This window comes from uncultured Xanthomarina sp. (genome assembly GCF_963971605.1).
Taxonomy (GTDB): Bacteria; Bacteroidota; Bacteroidia; order Flavobacteriales; family Flavobacteriaceae; genus Xanthomarina; species Xanthomarina gelatinilytica.
The window spans coordinates 18,062-35,522 of sequence record NZ_CAXATZ010000016.1 but is presented as its reverse complement, the minus strand read 5'-3'; the positions used below and the strand labels follow the sequence as shown (position 1 = coordinate 35,522).

General features: G+C 35.5%; 13 protein-coding genes. 4 read left to right on the top strand and 9 right to left on the bottom strand.

From position 1 onward, the window contains the following. The first annotated feature begins 25 nt into the window (after positions 1-25). Positions 26-4,051: an HYR domain-containing protein gene (locus AACY93_RS07780; RefSeq protein WP_339611632.1), complete on the top strand. Its 4,026-nt coding sequence runs from the start codon at positions 26-28 to the stop codon at positions 4,049-4,051. Between the two features lie 293 nt (positions 4,052-4,344). On the opposite strand, the gene AACY93_RS07775 is transcribed toward AACY93_RS07780, so the two are convergent. From AACY93_RS07775 to AACY93_RS07755, 5 genes are all read right to left on the bottom strand, one after another. Then, positions 4,345-7,590, bottom strand: coding sequence for a CHAT domain-containing tetratricopeptide repeat protein (locus AACY93_RS07775; protein WP_287006464.1), 3,246 nt, complete (start codon positions 7,588-7,590; stop codon positions 4,345-4,347). Between the two features lie 11 nt (positions 7,591-7,601). After that, positions 7,602-8,339, bottom strand: a complete 738-nt coding sequence (locus tag AACY93_RS07770) for a tetratricopeptide repeat protein (RefSeq protein WP_007648403.1) — start codon at positions 8,337-8,339, stop codon at positions 7,602-7,604. Positions 8,340-8,343: 4 nt separating this feature from the next. After that, the gene (locus AACY93_RS07765) at positions 8,344-8,919 is read right to left on the bottom strand and encodes a sigma-70 family RNA polymerase sigma factor (RefSeq protein ID WP_286852735.1); all 576 of its coding nucleotides are present in this window, start codon (positions 8,917-8,919) and stop codon (positions 8,344-8,346) included. A gap of 102 nt (positions 8,920-9,021) precedes the next feature. Beyond that, on the bottom strand, positions 9,022-10,164 hold the full coding sequence (locus AACY93_RS07760; RefSeq protein WP_286852734.1) for a hypothetical protein: 1,143 nt from the start codon (positions 10,162-10,164) through the stop codon (positions 9,022-9,024). 91 nt (positions 10,165-10,255) lie between these two features. Beyond that, positions 10,256-10,714, bottom strand: coding sequence for a Na(+)-translocating NADH-quinone reductase subunit F (locus tag AACY93_RS07755; RefSeq protein ID WP_286852733.1), 459 nt, complete (start codon positions 10,712-10,714; stop codon positions 10,256-10,258). Positions 10,715-10,889: 175 nt separating this feature from the next. Here AACY93_RS07755 and AACY93_RS07750 point away from each other — a divergent pair, with 175 nt between their 5' ends. Together AACY93_RS07750 and AACY93_RS07745 are read left to right on the top strand one after the other, a co-directional pair. Beyond that, a complete protein-coding gene (locus AACY93_RS07750) occupies positions 10,890-11,267 on the top strand; it encodes a hypothetical protein (RefSeq protein ID WP_007648411.1) in 378 nt (125 codons plus the stop codon). Between the two features lie 7 nt (positions 11,268-11,274). Continuing rightward, entirely contained in the window at positions 11,275-12,306 is a 1,032-nt protein-coding gene (locus tag AACY93_RS07745) for an FAD:protein FMN transferase (protein WP_286852732.1), read from the top strand. A 47-nt stretch (positions 12,307-12,353) separates the two neighbouring features. Here AACY93_RS07745 and AACY93_RS07740 read toward each other — a convergent pair whose 3' ends face one another. Continuing rightward, positions 12,354-13,127 carry a class I SAM-dependent methyltransferase gene (locus AACY93_RS07740; protein WP_286852731.1) on the bottom strand — a complete coding sequence of 258 codons (774 nt, stop codon included), beginning with the start codon at positions 13,125-13,127 and terminating at the stop codon, positions 12,354-12,356. A 41-nt stretch (positions 13,128-13,168) separates the two neighbouring features. After that, positions 13,169-13,987 carry a type I methionyl aminopeptidase gene (gene map / locus AACY93_RS07735; protein WP_286852730.1) on the bottom strand — a complete coding sequence of 273 codons (819 nt, stop codon included), beginning with the start codon at positions 13,985-13,987 and terminating at the stop codon, positions 13,169-13,171. Between the two features lie 119 nt (positions 13,988-14,106). On the opposite strand from map, the gene AACY93_RS07730 reads away from it, so the two are divergent. Beyond that, the gene (locus AACY93_RS07730) at positions 14,107-15,378 is read left to right on the top strand and encodes an acetyl-CoA hydrolase/transferase C-terminal domain-containing protein (RefSeq protein ID WP_286852729.1); all 1,272 of its coding nucleotides are present in this window, start codon (positions 14,107-14,109) and stop codon (positions 15,376-15,378) included. 77 nt (positions 15,379-15,455) lie between these two features. Here the strand turns inward: AACY93_RS07730 and AACY93_RS07725 are convergent, their stop codons facing one another. Both AACY93_RS07725 and gpmI read right to left on the bottom strand, forming a co-directional pair. Then, positions 15,456-15,869 (bottom strand): hypothetical protein, encoded by a 414-nt coding sequence (locus tag AACY93_RS07725; protein ID WP_007648430.1) that lies wholly within the window; start codon positions 15,867-15,869, stop codon positions 15,456-15,458. A 59-nt stretch (positions 15,870-15,928) separates the two neighbouring features. Beyond that, positions 15,929-17,446, bottom strand: coding sequence for a 2,3-bisphosphoglycerate-independent phosphoglycerate mutase (gene gpmI, locus AACY93_RS07720; RefSeq protein ID WP_286852728.1), 1,518 nt, complete (start codon positions 17,444-17,446; stop codon positions 15,929-15,931). Positions 17,447-17,461 lie beyond the last annotated feature (15 nt).

Genomic DNA, 17,461 nt, shown 5'->3' with positions numbered 1-17,461 from the left:
ATATTAACTTAAAAAGCTATTAATCATGAAACGATTTTTACTACTCACGCTATTGTTGCTGGCAAGCACATTAGCAATGGCTCAAACCACATGGTCAGGGCTAGGAACCAACACTAATTGGAACAATACAGATAACTGGGACACCAATATTGTCCCTACGGTTACTGATGATGTGATTATTCCAGCAGGATTTACAGTTGATGTTAATGTATCAGCCTCCATTAAATCCATTCAGTTACAAGAAAATTCAACGTTAAATATTGGAAATAATTTAACGTTTACTCAGGCTTCAAATTTTGCTGGTGGCACAACAATTAATTGGAATTCAGGTTATATAACAGGAACTTCTACTTCGCTTACCAACAATGGAACAATAGCTGTATTCAATAGCAATGTTTTTCTAGGCAGCTTGACAACACTTATTAATAATGGACAAATAAACTTTATTGGAACAGGCGATATTTACATTGTAACAGATGCCGTTTTGAACAATGCCACTACTGGTACCATTTCATTTTTGGCAGATGGAGGTAGATTTTCAGAATCTGGGAATGGTACCAACCTATTAACTAACTATGGTCTTATTGTGGTTAACCTTCCTGATGTTAACGACGAAGTCTTTATTAATGCCGAGTTCCAAAACAATGATGGAACCATTCAAGTCAACAATGGTATCTTGAATTTTAGCAATGGAAGTCTGGATGCTCAAGTATTGACTGATGGGATTTATAATGTGGCATCAACAGGCATCATAGATTTTGATAATGCCATCACCTTAAATGGAAGTTTATCTGGGGCTTTGAACGGTACTATAAATTGGCGAAATAATACCAATGTAGCTTTAGGAAATAATGCATATTTTAATTTTACTGGAAATGCAACCATAAATTGGACATCTGGAGCATTGGTTGGTGGAGGCACTTTAACCAACAATTCCATAATCAATCTGTTGACAGGAAATGTTTTTATAAATGATGCTTCAATATTGGAGAATAATTCAGAGATTCGGTTTACGGGAACAGGCGATATTTACATTGGTACTGATGGCGTAGTTAACAACACTTCGTTAGGTACCATTTCATTTTTGGCACATGCAGGTAATTTTGTAGAATCAGGAAATGGTACGAACATTTTAACAAACGACGGACTAATTGTTGTTGATCTTCCTGATGCTAACGACCAAGTCTATATTTATACTGAGTTTCAAAACAATGATGGAACCATGCAAGTTGATAATGGTATCTTGAATTTTAGTCATAGTGTTTTAGAAGCCCAAGTATTAACAGATGGTATTTATAATATAACATCAACAGGTACTATAGATTTTGATAGTGCCATCACTTTAAGCGGAAGTTTAACGGGAACAATAGACGGTACCTTAAATTGGCGAGGCAATACCAATGTAGCAGTAGCTGATACGGCATTTTTTGACTTTACAGGAAATGCAACCGTAAGTTGGGTTTCTGGAGCATTAGTAGGTGGAGGTACGTTGACCAATAACTCCACAATTGATGTTTTGGCAAGTAACGTGTTTATTTTTGATGCATCATCCCTAGAAAATAATTCAGATTTACGATTTACGGGAACAGGTGATATCTACATAAGTGTTGATGCCTTGGTTAACAACACAGCTTTGGGGATTATTTCATTTTTGGCGGATGGTGGTAATTTTTCAGAATCGGGAAATGGCACAAACTTATTGACCAACCATGGACTCATTGTTGTTGACCTTCCAGTTGTTAATGACCAAGTTTATATCAATACCGAGTTTCAAAATAATGATGGCACCATTCAAGTCAATAATGGTATCTTGAATTTTAGCCATGGCATAACAGCAGCTCAAGTATTGACCGATGGAATTTATAATGTGGCAGCAACAGGAACGATAGATTTTGATAATAACATCACCTTAAGCGGAAGCCTATCAGGAACTTTAGACGGTACATTAAATTGGCGAGGCAATACCCATGTAGCCTCTAGTGATACGGCATCCTTTGACTTTTCTGGAAATGCAACCGTTAGTTGGGTGTCTGGGGCATTAGTTGGTGGAGGTACATTGGTCAATAACTCCACAATTAATCTGTTGACTGGCAACGTATTTATATACGATATGTCCTTGCTATTAAATAATTCTTTATTACAGTTTATAGGAACTGGAGATATTTATATTGATACAGATGCTGAATTAAGAAATAATGCCTCAGGTCTTATCGATTTTCAGACAAATGGTTCTGGTATTACACCATCAGGTAATGGAATTAACCTACTAAATAACCAAGGATTGGTAAAAAACACATCAGGAGGAAATGTGACTATTAGTGCCGAAACTGAAAACTCGGGTACTATTGAAGCTACATCAGGTGTATTGAGCATCTCTACGTCATTGGACAATCAAATTGGAGGAAGACTATCAGGAGTTGGAACTATTAACCTACCATCAATTGCTAACTTAACCAACGATGGAAATGTATCTCCAGGTTTGTCACCAGGAACCTTAACGCTTTCAGGGAATTATTTGTCTTCAAGCAATTCGGTTTTAGAAATGGAACTTAACGGACTTACACCTGATACACAGCATGACGTACTTGCTATTTCAGGGACAAACGTGATTTTTGAAGGTATGGTTGATGTTACCTTAGGATTTCAACCAAGTATAGGAGATACATTTACAATTGCAACAGTAAGTGGTACAATCGCTACAGGAAATCTTGTATCTCCAATTTATGCAGAATACGATTGTTTGCAATATACATTTGATGTGAGTTATCCAAATAACGATAGTGTTTTGTTAACTGTTTCAGATGAAGCAGATGTACACAATCCTGTTGTTATAACTCAAGATATAACTTTAACTCTTGATGCTACTGGAAATGCCAGTATTACTACAAACGATATAGATAATGGATCGACAGATAATTGTGGTATAGACACGATGAGCTTGGACATGGCAACCTTTACCTGTAACAATTTAGGAGCTAATACAGTAACCTTGACAGTTACAGATGTTAATGGGAATGTAGCTAATAACACTGCAATAGTTACAGTAGTGGATAATATATTGCCATTGGTTGTTACTCAGGATTTAACAGTGCAATTGGATGCTTTGGGGAATGCAAGCATTACGGCAGCACAAGTGGATAATGGCTCAAGTGATAATTGCTCCATAGCAAGTTTGGACTTGGATGTTACCGATTTTACCTGTGCCAATTTAGGGGCAAATACAGTTACTTTAACAATTATGGACCAAAGTGGCAATAGTGCTTCAGCTTCAGCAACAGTGACGGTTGAGGATAGTATGTCTCCTTCTGTGGCCACTCAGGATCTAACAGTGCAATTGGATGCTTTGGGAAATGCAAGCATTACGGCAGCACAAGTGGATAATGGCTCAAGTGATAATTGCTCCATAGCAAGTTTGGACTTGGATGTTACCGATTTTACCTGTGCCAATTTAGGGGCAAATACAGTTACTTTAACAATTACAGACCAAAGTGGCAATAGTGCTTCAGCTTCAGCAACAGTGACGGTTGAGGATAACATAGCTCCAACCATAAATTGTCCTTCTGGAATTACAGTAGAATCTAATGGAGATTTCACTTTACCTGATTATTATTTAGATGGTCTCGTTACAGTTGACGACAACTGTGGTATTAGTAGTGTGGTTCAAACACCATCTGCAGGATCTATTTTACCTGATGGATATTATGATATAGATTTTATTGTTACAGATATTTTTGGGAACTCAAAAAGTTGTATGTTTCAAATAAAAGTTGAAGACCTTACCCTAAATGTCAATGCCTTTGAATTAACAGAATCCCACATTGTATTGTATCCAAATCCGGCAACAAATATGGTAACCCTAAAAAACAATAGCCATGTGAATTTAAAATCAGCTACAATTATTGATGTCAAAGGAAGTGTCATTCAAAAAATCAATTTGGAAGCTATGGGACTAAAACAAACCATTTCGTTGCAGGATTATGCAAGTGGCGTTTATTTTGTAAAGATTTACTCCGAAACCTCTTCCATAGTTAAACGATTGATCAAACAATAAACAAGTTCGTTTCATGTTCTTTGTTTACAGAAAGAGGCTGTTCATGTATGTGATAGCCTCTTTTATATTAAATTATTTGATGAAGAGGATATAAAATATATCCATGCTCACATTTTTTAAATTTTCCGATGTTGTTATAGCTATTAATTATTAATGAGGGATTTCTTAATTATTTTTAGTTTTTGGTGAAAAGGGCTGTTTTAAAAGACAGCCCTTTTCTATGCTCACAAGTCATAATTAAGACATTCGTGGATATTTTCAGGCACTGAGTAAAAGTAAAATTGTCATTTGTATTATTTGTTATCTTGTCTTTTAAGGATTATTAGCAATATTGATAGTATTGCGAAACCAAGGATCCAATATAGATAATTGTTGGAAGTAGTTAGATTGATGGGTGACGTATCGCCAATTAGAACCAATCCAGCCCAATATTGTGGATTCATGGTTCGTCCTTTTGCTGTAGTTAAATAACTTAATTTGGCCTGTTGCAAAGCTAGGTCTTTATCCATACCATTTTTGATGTTCTTGTAAAACAGTTCAATAATTTCGGCACTGGATTGCTCATCCACTTTCCATAAGCTGGTTAAAATGCTTTCGCTTCCGGCATAATTAAAAGCGTGAGCTAAAGATATCATTCCTTCACCAGCCTGATATGATGGTTTTCCAGTTTCACAAGCCGTAAGTATCGCCAAATTAGATGATAAATTAATATTGTAAATTTCGTAGGTATATAAATAACCATCTTCTTTGGATGACGCGTCTGTTGATTTGGCAAAAACCAGTCTTGAAAGTTCAGGAGATAAGTTATTGGATTCTGCATGTGTGCCAATATGGATGATTTTGTGCTCTTTTGCACTGTTTTTAAAAATATGTTCGGTAGAGTTTTCATTTAAAAAAGAGTCGCCATTAAACAGGTGTGAAGATTTTTCTGCCAAATCTTTGGTAAAAGGTTGTGGCAAAAGGGTTAAATACGCTTTGTCCAAATCTATAGAATCCTTGATTTTAATTTGATACTCTTCTTTCATTTTATCGTTGAATTCAGGCACAAATGCAATAAAATTTTCTTTATAACCTATGGTTTTGGTTTCGTTGCCCAACAGGAACAAACTGTAATTATATGATACTATGTGTTTAGCCAACAAGCTGTTAGTGGTAAATTCTGAATAGGACTGTATGGCTTTGTCTGTTAACATTTCAAAACTTAGGTTAAATAATTCGCCATCTGGAATGATAATCACTTTTTTGGTTGCGATAGCAGGTTCTAAAGGCTTCCATAGTGTTTTATATAGATTGTATAGATGTATGCCATTGGATTTTATCTGAAATGGATTTTCAGTCAATTTTAAAATATTGTTTTTTGCAGTCTCGTAGTTTAGTTTAAAAATTTGTTTTCCGTTTTCAGTTAAAACAATGGCACATAGATTGTTGTCATTAAATACATAGCGGACAACCGTTGTGTTTTCTGGAATGTGTTTATGCAGTTTATTCAAAGGTTCCTCAATAGAGGCATATCGCATTTTATAGTATTTAGGGTAGTTGTTCTTCAGGCTATCCAAAAAAGAGTTCCAATTGGAATTAGTATTAAAGAAAGTTTCAAAACTACCATCGGTTGCACTTTCAATGGAAGCATTCATTTTGCTTTTTAAATAAGTTTCCCTAGCTATTATTTCTTTTGGGATGTTAGCAAAAGCCAAATTGTTTTTAAGGTTCAACCTGGACCTTATACGATTGTAAACACTGGACTCATGAAGGGTTAAAAACTTTGAAAGGTAGGCTTGGTTGTCTGTTAGGTTGAACAAGTCCAATAAAATTTGTTTGGAAAAATCAAAAAGCTCATTGTTTTCAGTTATCAGCAAACTTAAATCGTCGTAAGATTTAATAATTTCTTTTCGTTGATTTAATATCGCAATGCCATCATTTAATTGGTTTAACAGTTCTTTTAAAAAAGTGTCGGTTTTGTTTGTATTTAAATAATAACTGGATTTGGCATTTATTAGTAACGCTTTGGGTTTTCTGTATTGTATTTGTATGGAATCCGTAAAATTGGTGGTAGTAAGATTTTTGTTGTTTAGCATGTTTAAAGCTTCATTGCTGTACGCTTGTGCATCTTTGTAATGCTTTAGTTTAAAATGAACTTCGGCCAAATTTAGAATGTGATGAAAACCTTGCAATGTGTTGTTGAAATCGCTTGTTTTTATAAAATGGTAGCATTCTTCAGCTAAAGATATGGCTTTTTCGGTATCCTGTATTTTGGCGTAAAATAAGGACATGTCTATCAATTCGTCCAAATAATCCCTTGTATATTCGTTTTTTCCCAAAGATTGTCTGTATAAGGAATCGGCTTCTACAAAATACTTGTCGGCATTTTTAAAATCACCTAGCTCATCACTTATGGTGGCTTTGGTGGATAAGGCGCTGGCATGCCAATAAAACTGAGTGTTTTTGCTCGTGTTAATTCTATATAGAGCCTGGTCTATTAAATTGTTTGCAGCATTAAAATCCCTTAAACCCATTTTTGCCTGTGCCGAAATAATTTGTGAAATGGTAATGTTATTGTCTTCAGGAGCTAAGGTTTTCAGTTTTTTTCGATAGGAGTAGGAAATAAGCTCGTCGGCTCTTTCAAATTCCCCAATGGAATGATAAAAGGAACCTAAATTGTCAATTGCAGCCAATTGATGCTTTAAAGCCCTTAATTTTTTGGATTCGTCTGTAGAAATTTCTATAAATGTTTGAAAGCTGGCAATGACTTCTTTTGATGCTTGAATGGCATCATCTACATGGCCTAAGGCATGGTTTAAAACAGCCATGTTCATTTTTACCAATGCAGGACGATAATAGGAATTCATAGGGTTTTTTTCAACCTGTTCCAGCATTTTGTATGCTTGGTTAAAATAGTACAGACTACTATCCAGTTTAGCCGAATACCACATCATGCCTCCAAGTGCATTATAGGTTTTATGTAGTGATTCATAGTCTTTTGTTTGCTCTTTTTCCATGGTTTTAATGGACATGGTATACAGTGCTTTGGCCATTGCCATATCTCCAAGATTGGATGCCAAATAACCAAGATTATGATATATGCCACTAATGTCAGCTTTCCTTGGGTCTTCAATCTGTTTGGCAATTTCAAGGGCTTTTTCAACAGTTGTGTAGGCTCTTTTGGTATAACCTGCATCATCATAAATCCAGGCCAATTCCAAGAGGACCTCTTTATCCACAAAAGGAATTTGATACTGGTTTAATTCTTTTCCAAAGGTTTCGGCTCGTTTTATGGCCACATCGTGATTTCCATTGGCCAATTTTAAACTGCCTACCAGAGCGATGTATTTTATTAAACTGTCTGTATTTTTTTCCGTGCGATACCTATCAAGTTGTTTCTCTAACTCAATTCTAGCTTCTGTCATTGCCTCTTTGTCCAAAAGTTTTTGAATATAAGCAATGTTTTGAATGTCTGACCCTTGGGACCAAGTGGTATGAAAACTACCTATAAATAGCAAAACAACAAAGATGGTTACTACGTCTTTAAAAATTGTTTTCATAATAGGTAAGGTTAATCCTCTAACTCAGAAAGTATGGTTTTGCTATCAGCCATATTGCTTTGTTTAAGGGTTTCTTTTGCAAGTTCTATTTTGTTATTTTTCAAATAGGCTAATCCCAAGTAATAAAAAGCATCATTTTTAAAAGCACTTTCTTTAAGTTCCGTTACTTTTTCCAAGTAGCTAATGGCTGTGGTTGTTTCTCCCTTGGCCAAATAAGCCGAACCCATAAAATAATTAAGCGTATCGTTTTCAGGTTTGTTTGTTAACAAGGGTTGCCATTTGTTAATGGCCAATTGGTAGTCCTGTCTTTTGTAATTTACCATGGCATCATAAAACACAAAATTGTCTTGAGTGCTCATGGTAGTTGGTAAACCTGGATCTGGAGCGTAATATTTGCTGTATAATTTAGAGTTGGAATTTCCGTTGAAAAACCAGAAACTTCCAACAGCAATTATTACTGCTGCAGCTGCTACCCACTTCCTAAAGTCCAAATGTCTTACTTTTGAAGGTTGTTCCATAGGGCTTTTGGTATCTGGGAGTTCGTTATGGAATGTCTCAATTTTCTCTGTTAGAGCTTGTGTTTCTATCCCTAAAAGCAAAGTTTTGATATCTTCCACCTGATTTTTAAAATCGGGATTATTGTTAAGTTTTTCTTCAAAACCGGCTAGTTCATCAGGTGTCATATTATTATTGATATAACGCTCAATGTATTCTAATTCCTCTTGGGTTATGTTGTAATTTGGGTTCATGCTATTATCTCTTTTTCAAGGCCAATTCTCTTAATTTTTGCATGCATCTATATTTTTTGTTTCTGGTAGATGCTGCGTCCAATTGCAGCTCTTCTGCAATGGTGTTCATGGATTTTTTTTCAAAATAAAATTTTGTCAATAAATCTTTGCAAGGCAAGCCTAAATCTTTAAAGGCTTGCATGACACCTTGTAATCGGTTTTCTTTTAAAATGTCATCATGAGATTCTTGGGTTTCTTTGTTTGAAATTTCAAAATGATTTAATTTAGAGGCAACCACTGTTTTTTTATAATGTTTAGAGCGTAAATGGTCCATCCACTTGTTTTTGGAAATGGTGTATAAATAACCGTTTAAGGAATGATTGTTTTGTGGTATGAACTTGTTGGTTTTTACATTGTTCCAAACTGTTATAAAAGCTTCTTGATAAACATCCTTTGCATGTTCCTTAGTGCCACTGTTTTTTAAAACAAAAGCTTCCACTTTATGAAAATTGCTTTGATACAGTGGTTTTAAAACACGCTCATCATTGTTTTTTATGAGCTCTATAATTTGCGAGCTGTTTATATCTGTAAGTGTATTCAAGTGATTTTCAATTTTCTGTATCTTGTATTAAAGATAGTAGAAAGTTGCAATATGTCACATCATTTTTGACGAACTGTATTTTATTAAGTTAAAATGAAATTTTTAATAACCATTATCAGTTTCTTCCAAGTGTTGCCAATTATAGTTGTTGGTAGTGTTGTCTGTATTTGGATTCCATAACGAATTGTCTGTTGCTATATATTCGTTATTATGGTTCATCCATACATTGTTTTCATAGCCATCTACTTTATAAATGTTTCCAGAGGCATCTGTCATGTTTCTTCTTTCGTAAATACCATCTATATATTTTGCATGACCAGCATCAGATGCTGCCTGATTGCTTCTCCAAGCATTGTATTGGTTGTCCATAGCCTGACTTCTGGCTCTTCCTGCCGCCAGGATTTGCTGTCCTTGTGCCTGGATGCTTGCCATGCGTTGTTGGTGTGCAGCATTGCTTTGTTGAGCTGCTTGCGCATAATATTGATTGTTTGTCTGGACCCATTGCGGATTTATCTGGAAGTTTAGCAAGGCATTTATATAGGTGTTTTTGGCACTCTCGTATTCAGCTTTTGGCGCTTCCAAACTGTTTAGGGTGTAGCCCCAATCCAATCCACCAATGCTGGTATATTGCGCTATGAAATAACGAACAATTACCATGGATAACTTGCCATCTGGACCTTCCCACTCTGTAACCACACAATCTGTTTGTCTTTGTTCTGGTGTGGATTTAAACAAATAACTGTTAAATTGTTTGTCAAATTGAGCCAGTTGAGGTAATGGAAATTGATTGATGTATCTACCTCCTTGAGATTCTATAAAGGGTTTTAATTCTTCATTTATAAGTAGCTGTAAACTTTTTATTGGTTTTACATTGCCTCCACTTTGCAAGGTAAATTGATTCCTTTGTGGACTGTTTGAATAAAAGAACGAATTGAAAATCTCGTTGTAAACTTTCACACCATTGGGCGCTTCAAATAAAATGTTTTCGGCATTTGCTTCTTGTTTTATCCAGGTGCTTGGAATTGGCATGACTCCAATGGGCATCCCAAATTGTTTGTTCATCACGTAATAAGGTTTCAAACCTTGGTTTCCAGTGTTGTTTTGTTCGGAAATGGCTGCTTGGTCGTTCAGTTTGTTTTCGGTATCAAAACTGTATTCTTGCAGTATGGTGTTCTCTTTATCTTCGCCACAGGAATTTAGTAAAATAAGGATAAAAAGTAACCAAAGGAAGTTAAAGCGTTTCATAATGTTCGTGTTATATAAACATATCGAAACACGTTACAAATGTCATCACAAAAGAAGTTTAAATTTTACAAATATTTTTCAAATTAAGAATTTATGACAACATCAAGGCTTTAGAAGTTTTGATTTGAGGTTGAAATTGAAATAATTGGTTACAATCCATAACATCTGGCATGTTGTCTAGTTTACACAGGAATTGTACTACAGCCGAAAGCCCTAAAAACAAAATCTCTTTATCTGTAGGGTTTTTAGGTTTTTTGTTATTATGATGAAGAGGCAATTGATAGCCACAAGCTTTTAAAAATTGGGCTTCTATATGCAACAATTCCAATGGGGAATAGCCATTGAAGGTTTTGCCGAATTTTTGATTTACCATTCCTATGTAATTTAATGTGGTGGAACCATGATTGTCTGAAAGGTGTTTCCAAGCATCTGTATGGTCCAAAATATTCCCAACGGCACATTGTTTGCAACACTCTGGATTTAAGGTGTTGTTGTGGAAAGCTGTGTATAGTTTTTGTATGGCTAAGTCTAATCTTTTTGTTGTTGTCATAGTTTTAGCTTTAAAGTTTGGAACAATAAGATACAAATTTTGATGGAAAAGGAAACGGTTTAAATACAACTTTAACTAGAAGTAATTGAAAAAAGCGTTTGAAATTTATGAATATTTTGAGTTAAACTATTTTTAAATCTGCTGAAGACAAATTTTTTAATAGTAATTTTGTGGTATGAAAAAAGCACTTTCAGCACAGGAATTACATTATCTGGCCATGAACCACGTTGGGAAGGAATTGGAAGCTCGTGGTTTTGAATTTATAGCTGTAAACAGTAAATTAAAAAAACACCCGCAATTTGTATGTATGGACAAGACCAAACAATATTATTTTGTAATTGTTCGTGCAGTGATTTTACCTGAAAACCCTAATAATTATGACGTGGTTTGGATGGAATCCTTTAAAAAACACGCCATGGAAAAAGACGCCAAGGTCTTGTATGCAGGTGTAGGACTGGGAAACCCTCAAGGCGAAGACTTGCCAATTTATTTAAACGAAGAATACTTGATTGAATACAATGGCATTCAAGTAGTAGAAACAAATTTAAATTAGCTTTAAGATGAACAATGAAAGATTAGGGACTCGTTGTTGTTTCGCTCATAGCGAGAAATCTTCTTATTTCACATTAGTATTACTGGCATTCTTTTTATTGGTTTCCTGTAATAAAGAACCAAAAAACACCAAGTTGTCCGGAGCTGTTTTTGGGACATCCTATTCTGTGATTTACGATTCAGGAATAAATTACCAAAAACAATTTGATAGTTTGTTTTATGTCATCAACAAATCCATGTCAACATATCAGGCCAATTCAGACATTTCAAAAGTAAATAGGAATGAAGCTTTTGCGATAGATGAGCATTTTGCAAAGGTATTTGATGCTTCAAAAGACATTTACAAGCAAACCCATGGTGTTTTTGATCCAACCATTGGTGCAGTGGTCAATGCTTGGGATTTTGGTCCTGAAGGACATATAGAACGTTTGGATAGTATAAAGATAGATAGCTTGATGCTTAGTGTTGGCCTGGACAAGGTAAACAGGCAAGGTCTAAGCGTAAAAAAACAAAACCCCAAAACATTTATTGATTTTAACGCCATTGCCAAAGGGTATGGCGTGGATGTTATAGGCCTGTTTTTGGAAAGTAAAAACATTTCTAATTATTTGGTGGAAATAGGTGGTGAAATTAGGGCTCGAGGAAAAAATGTGGATAAACAGTCTGCTTGGAAAGTAGGTGTGGAAGAACCGCATTTTGATGGATCACAATCTGTTTTAAAAGCTATTTCCATTCACAATGAAGCCATGGCGACTTCTGGGACTTACAGAAAGTTTAAAACCGATGCCAATGGCCATAAATACTCTCATATTATAGATACGCAAACAGGTTATCCCAGCAAAACCAATTTATTGAGTGTTTCGGTTATTGCCAAGGATTGTATGACAGCAGATGCTTATGCCACAGCTTTTAAGGCCATGGGAATTGATGCCGTTAAGGATTTTTTAAAAACACATCCAGAATTAAAGGTGTTTTTAATTTTTGAAAACGACAGCAAGGAATTGGAAACCTTGTCCTTAAATGGGTTTCCGGAAAATTAGTATCTAATCATGCTGTGCAGGGCTTGTCGAAGCATTAGTTATTTCATTTAGAATGACAATTTAAATACCACAGGAATAATTTCGCCTTTGGCTAAACAATATTTAATGATGTCGCTTTTGGAAAGGGTTGCTGTGTAATCCACTTCTTCAACTTTAAAACCAATGCTTCTAAGTTTATCAAAATAATCCCGACCATAAATCCTAACATGGTCGTACTGTCCAAAGATTTTAGCTCGCTCTTTTTTATTGGTTATGGTATTGTCTTCAAAAGTTTTTGCCCTGGATAGATCTTGAGGGATTTGAAACACACCAAAACCACCTGGTTTTAAAATTCTGTATAGTTCCTGCATGGCTTTGGTGTCGTCTGGAATATGTTCCAATACATGGTTACAGAGAATGACATCAAATTCATTATCCTTGAACGGAAGTTTGCAAATATCTGCTTTTACATCAGCCAATGGCGAGTTTAAATCGGTTGTCACATATTCCAGGTTTTTCATTTTTCTAAAGCGTTTGTAAAAAGCTTGTTCTGGTGCAAAATGAAGGACTTTTAGATTTTTGGAAAAGAATTCTGTGTCGTTTTTCAAATACAACCATAAAAGTCTATGACGTTCCAAACTCAAGGTTGAAGGCGAAAGCACATTGTTGCGTTGGTTACCGTAACCATAAGGCAAAAACATTTTAAAGCTTTTACCATCTATGGGATCTAAATATGTGTTGCCTTTTAAAAACCAAGCTAAAACAGGTCTTGCCACATAACTTAACCTGATAAGTATGGGTCTTGGAATGGTGTTTAGGATGAATTTGAATAGTTTTTTCATGGTTGATACACAGAGAGACTCAAAAAGTTCCGTGTAATAATTTAAAGCACTAAGGCTTTTTGTCTAAACTCATCTTCTTCATTGGAAACAATCCCTAAGGCTTCATAGATGTAAGCAAAAGTAGAAAGCAGTTCTGGTTTGCCATCTACAAGGGCCACATTGTGTTCAAAATGAGCACTTGGTTTGTTATCTAAGGTGGTTATGGTCCATCCATCCCTATGTTGTTTAATTCTATGGGTTCCCATGTTTATCATAGGTTCTATGGCAACAACCATCCCTTCAATAAACTTTTTCCCACGACCACGTTTTCCGTAATTTGGCATTTCTGGATCTTCATGCATTTTTCGTCCCAATCCATGACCTACAAGTTCCCTTACAACACCATAACCATGAGCTTCACAATATTTTTGAATGGCAAAGCCTACATCACCAACACGATTGCCTAATTTAAACTCCCTAATACCAACATACAAAGATTCTTTAGTGACATCCAATAATTTTTTGATTTCAGGATCAATTTCACCCACGGCAAAGGTATATGCGTGATCTCCATAAAACTCGTTTTTAATGGCACCACAATCTATGGAGATGATATCGCCTTCCTGTAAAGGGTCGTTGGTAGGAAATCCGTGAACTACTTGTGAGTTGGGACTCATGCACAAGGTGTTCGGAAAATCGTATAAGCCCAAAAAACCAGGAATAGCTCCTTGCTCCCTTATGTATTCTTCTGCTAATTTATCCAGTTGTAAGGTAGTGACTCCAGGTTTCACTTCTTTGGCCAACATGCCCAAAGTTCGTGAAACAACCAAAGCGCTTTCACGCATCAATTCTATTTCTTCTTTTGTTTTTACTTTAATCATTTTAAAAAAATATGGGCAAAGATACTTAAAATTAAATGGAATTCTTTTTTATGAAACATGACTTTAGACAGTTTTTAGTTAGTAAATATTGAATATTTTTGTACTCTAAAATAAACACCATGTACAAATCCATTAGTGCCGAAGAAGCCGTAAAAGTCATTAAATCCAACAGTAAAGTATATATTCAAGCAGCAGCAGCCGCACCTCAAGTGTTGATAAATGCCATGACAGCAAGACATGAAGAGTTAAGAAATGTCGAAATTTGTCAACTACACACCGAAGGTGAAGCGCCTTATGCCAATCCGGAATTAAGAGACAGTTTTCATGTGAATTCCTTTTTTATTGGAAAAAATGTAAGACACACTTTAAAAGCAGGAAATGGGTCATATACACCTGTTTTTTTAAGTGAATTGCCTTTGTTGTTCAAAAGAAATATTGTCGATTTGCAAGTGGCTTTAATACATGTGTCCGTTCCTGATAAACATGGGTATTGTTCTTTGGGAGTTTCCGTAGAGGCAACCTTGGCGGCTATTGATAATGCCGATTATGTGATTGCCCAAGTAAATAAGCAAATGCCAAGAACACATGGTGCAGGGATTATTCATATTTCAGAAATCAATGCGTTTGTGGAGTGCGATGTGCCTTTGCCTACACATGATATGGTTGAACCTTCTGAAATAGAAAACAAAATAGGGAACCATGTGGCTGGCTTAATTGAAGACAGAAGCACTTTGCAAATGGGTATAGGTAATATTCCAAATGCTGTGTTGACCAGGCTAACCAATCATAAAGATTTGGGGTTGCATACCGAAATGTTTTCTGATGGTGTTATTGACTTGATATTAAAAGACGTCATTAATGGTAATTATAAGGGCATAAATAGAGGAAGGGCTTTAACCACTTTTTTAATGGGCTCTAAACGCTTGTATGATTATGTGGACGACAACCCTTTTATAGAAATGCGTGCATCTAACTACACAAACGATGTGTCCATAATTAGACAAAACCCAAAAATGGTTGCTATAAATTCTGCCATTGAGGTAGATGTTACTGGACAGGTTTGTGCAGATTCAATTGCAGCTCATATGTATTCTGGAGTTGGAGGTCAAATGGATTTTATTCGTGGCGCTTTCTTAAGCGAAGGTGGTAAAGCTATCATTGCATTGCCATCTACCACAAAATCTGGTATCAGTAGAATTGTACCTACTTTAAAACCAGGTGCTGGAGTTGTAACAACACGTGCGCATGTGCATTATGTTGTTACCGAGTATGGTATTGCCAACTTATATGGAAAAACCATTAAAGAACGTGTAAAAGCACTTGTGAACATAGCACATCCAGATCATAGGGAAGCCATAGACAAACAATATTTTGAATTGATAGGATATTAAACAAAGAAATTTATTGAAGCTTATTTATATAACAACAAACATAAGTTTTTGCTTAGATTGGTAAGAATTTATGGTTGTTACCTTTTAAAAAACGAAAAGAACCCTTTCTTTTTTTCTTTTTTAAGTGGACTGTAATTTGGATTGGATAGTCTTTGGTAAACTTCTCCCCAACCAATAAAACCACCAATATTTCGATCGTCTATAAATAAATCGGCATGAATTTTACGGCTTTTGGTATAATCAAATTGCTCTTCCGGAAAGCTTTTGTTCACAGCATAAAAGGTTAAACCGTTTTCTTTGCAAAAATTAACGGCTTCTTCCAGTCTAATGTCACTTCTATAGGTCCATAATATCAATCTGTGACCATCTTTCTGCAGTCGTTTTAAGGTTTCGAAAGCAAAAAGTTTGGGTCTACCAATTTTTGGATAATTATCCTCTACGATAGTTCCATCAAAATCTACAGCTATAATAAGTTTGTCGTTAAAATTCATACGTTTTAGTTACAGGCAAAAATAAGCAAATTAAAATGTAATCTTTATTTCCTTTAAGTTTAGATTAACGCATGTCGCGTCATTTTTTCTGGCTGTTCAATACCCATAAGTTTTAAAATAGTTGGAGCAATATCCCCTAAAACCCCATCTTTAATGGCTTTTAAATCTTTGTCTATTAATATTATAGGAACCGGATTTGTGGTATGCGCTGTATTTGGTGAGCCATCAGGGTTTATCATGGTTTCACAATTACCGTGATCTGCAATTAAAATGGTGGTATAATTATGTTCCAAAGCTGTAGTCACAATTTTATTGACACAAATATCCACAGCTTCACATGCTTTTATGGCGGCTTCCATGACACCTGTATGCCCAACCATATCGCCATTTGCAAAATTTAGGCATACAAAATCCACTTCTGCTTTTTTTATTTCGGGAATTAAGGCATCTGTCAATTCATAAGCACTCATTTCTGGTTTTAAATCGTAAGTGGCCACTTTTGGGGAATGTCTTAAGATTCGTGTTTCGCCATTAAAAACAGTTTCCCTCCCTCCAGAAAAGAAGAAAGTGACATGTGGATATTTTTCTGTTTCAGCTATTCTAATTTGTGTTTTATGGTTTTTTTCCAGTACTTCCCCTAAGGTATCTGTTAAATTATCTTTGTTATACACAACATGAATGTTATTAAATGTTTCATCATAATTGGTCATGGTAACATAATACAAATTCAATTTATGCATGTTTTGCTCATGGAAGTCTTGTTGGGACAACGCTTCGGTAAGTTGTCTTCCACGATCTGTTCTAAAATTGAAAAAAATGACCACATCTCCCTCTGAAATCTTAGCTAAGGGCTGATTGTTTTTATCAACCATTACAATAGGTTTGATAAATTCGTCTGTGACATTGTTATCGTAACTTCTTTGTATGGATTTTAAAGCATTTTTTGAAGCTTCACCAATTCCTTTTACCAAAGCGTCATAAGCCAATTTAACACGATCCCAACGTTTGTCCCGATCCATAGCGTAATAACGGCCAGTAATGGTGGCAATTTTGGTAGGCTTGTTCACGATAAACTCCTCCAATTCAGTAATGAAACCATAACCAGATTTTGGATCTACATCACGACCATCTGTGAACGCATGAATATATGATTCTTTTACTCCAGAGGTTTCAGCTGCAGTAACCAAACCTTTTAAATGATTAATGTGTGAATGCACACCGCCATCGCTTACCAAACCTAAAAAATGTATGGGTTTGTTATGTGTTTTGGCATGATTAAAAGCTGCAATTAAAGCAGGTTCTTGAGCCAATGTGTTGTTTTTTACAGCCAAGTTAATTTTAACCAAGTCTTGATATACTATACGTCCAGCACCTAAATTCATGTGGCCAACTTCGCTGTTTCCCATTTGACCTTCTGGAAGCCCAACATGCAAACCATCCGTTCGCAGGTTTGCATTTGGATACTTTGCGTAAAGTGAGTCTATAAAAGGTGTATGAGCATGATCTATGGCTGAAACTTTAGGGTCTGGAGATTTCCCCCAACCATCTAAAATCATTAAAATAACTTTTTTATTCATGGTAATTTACTTTAT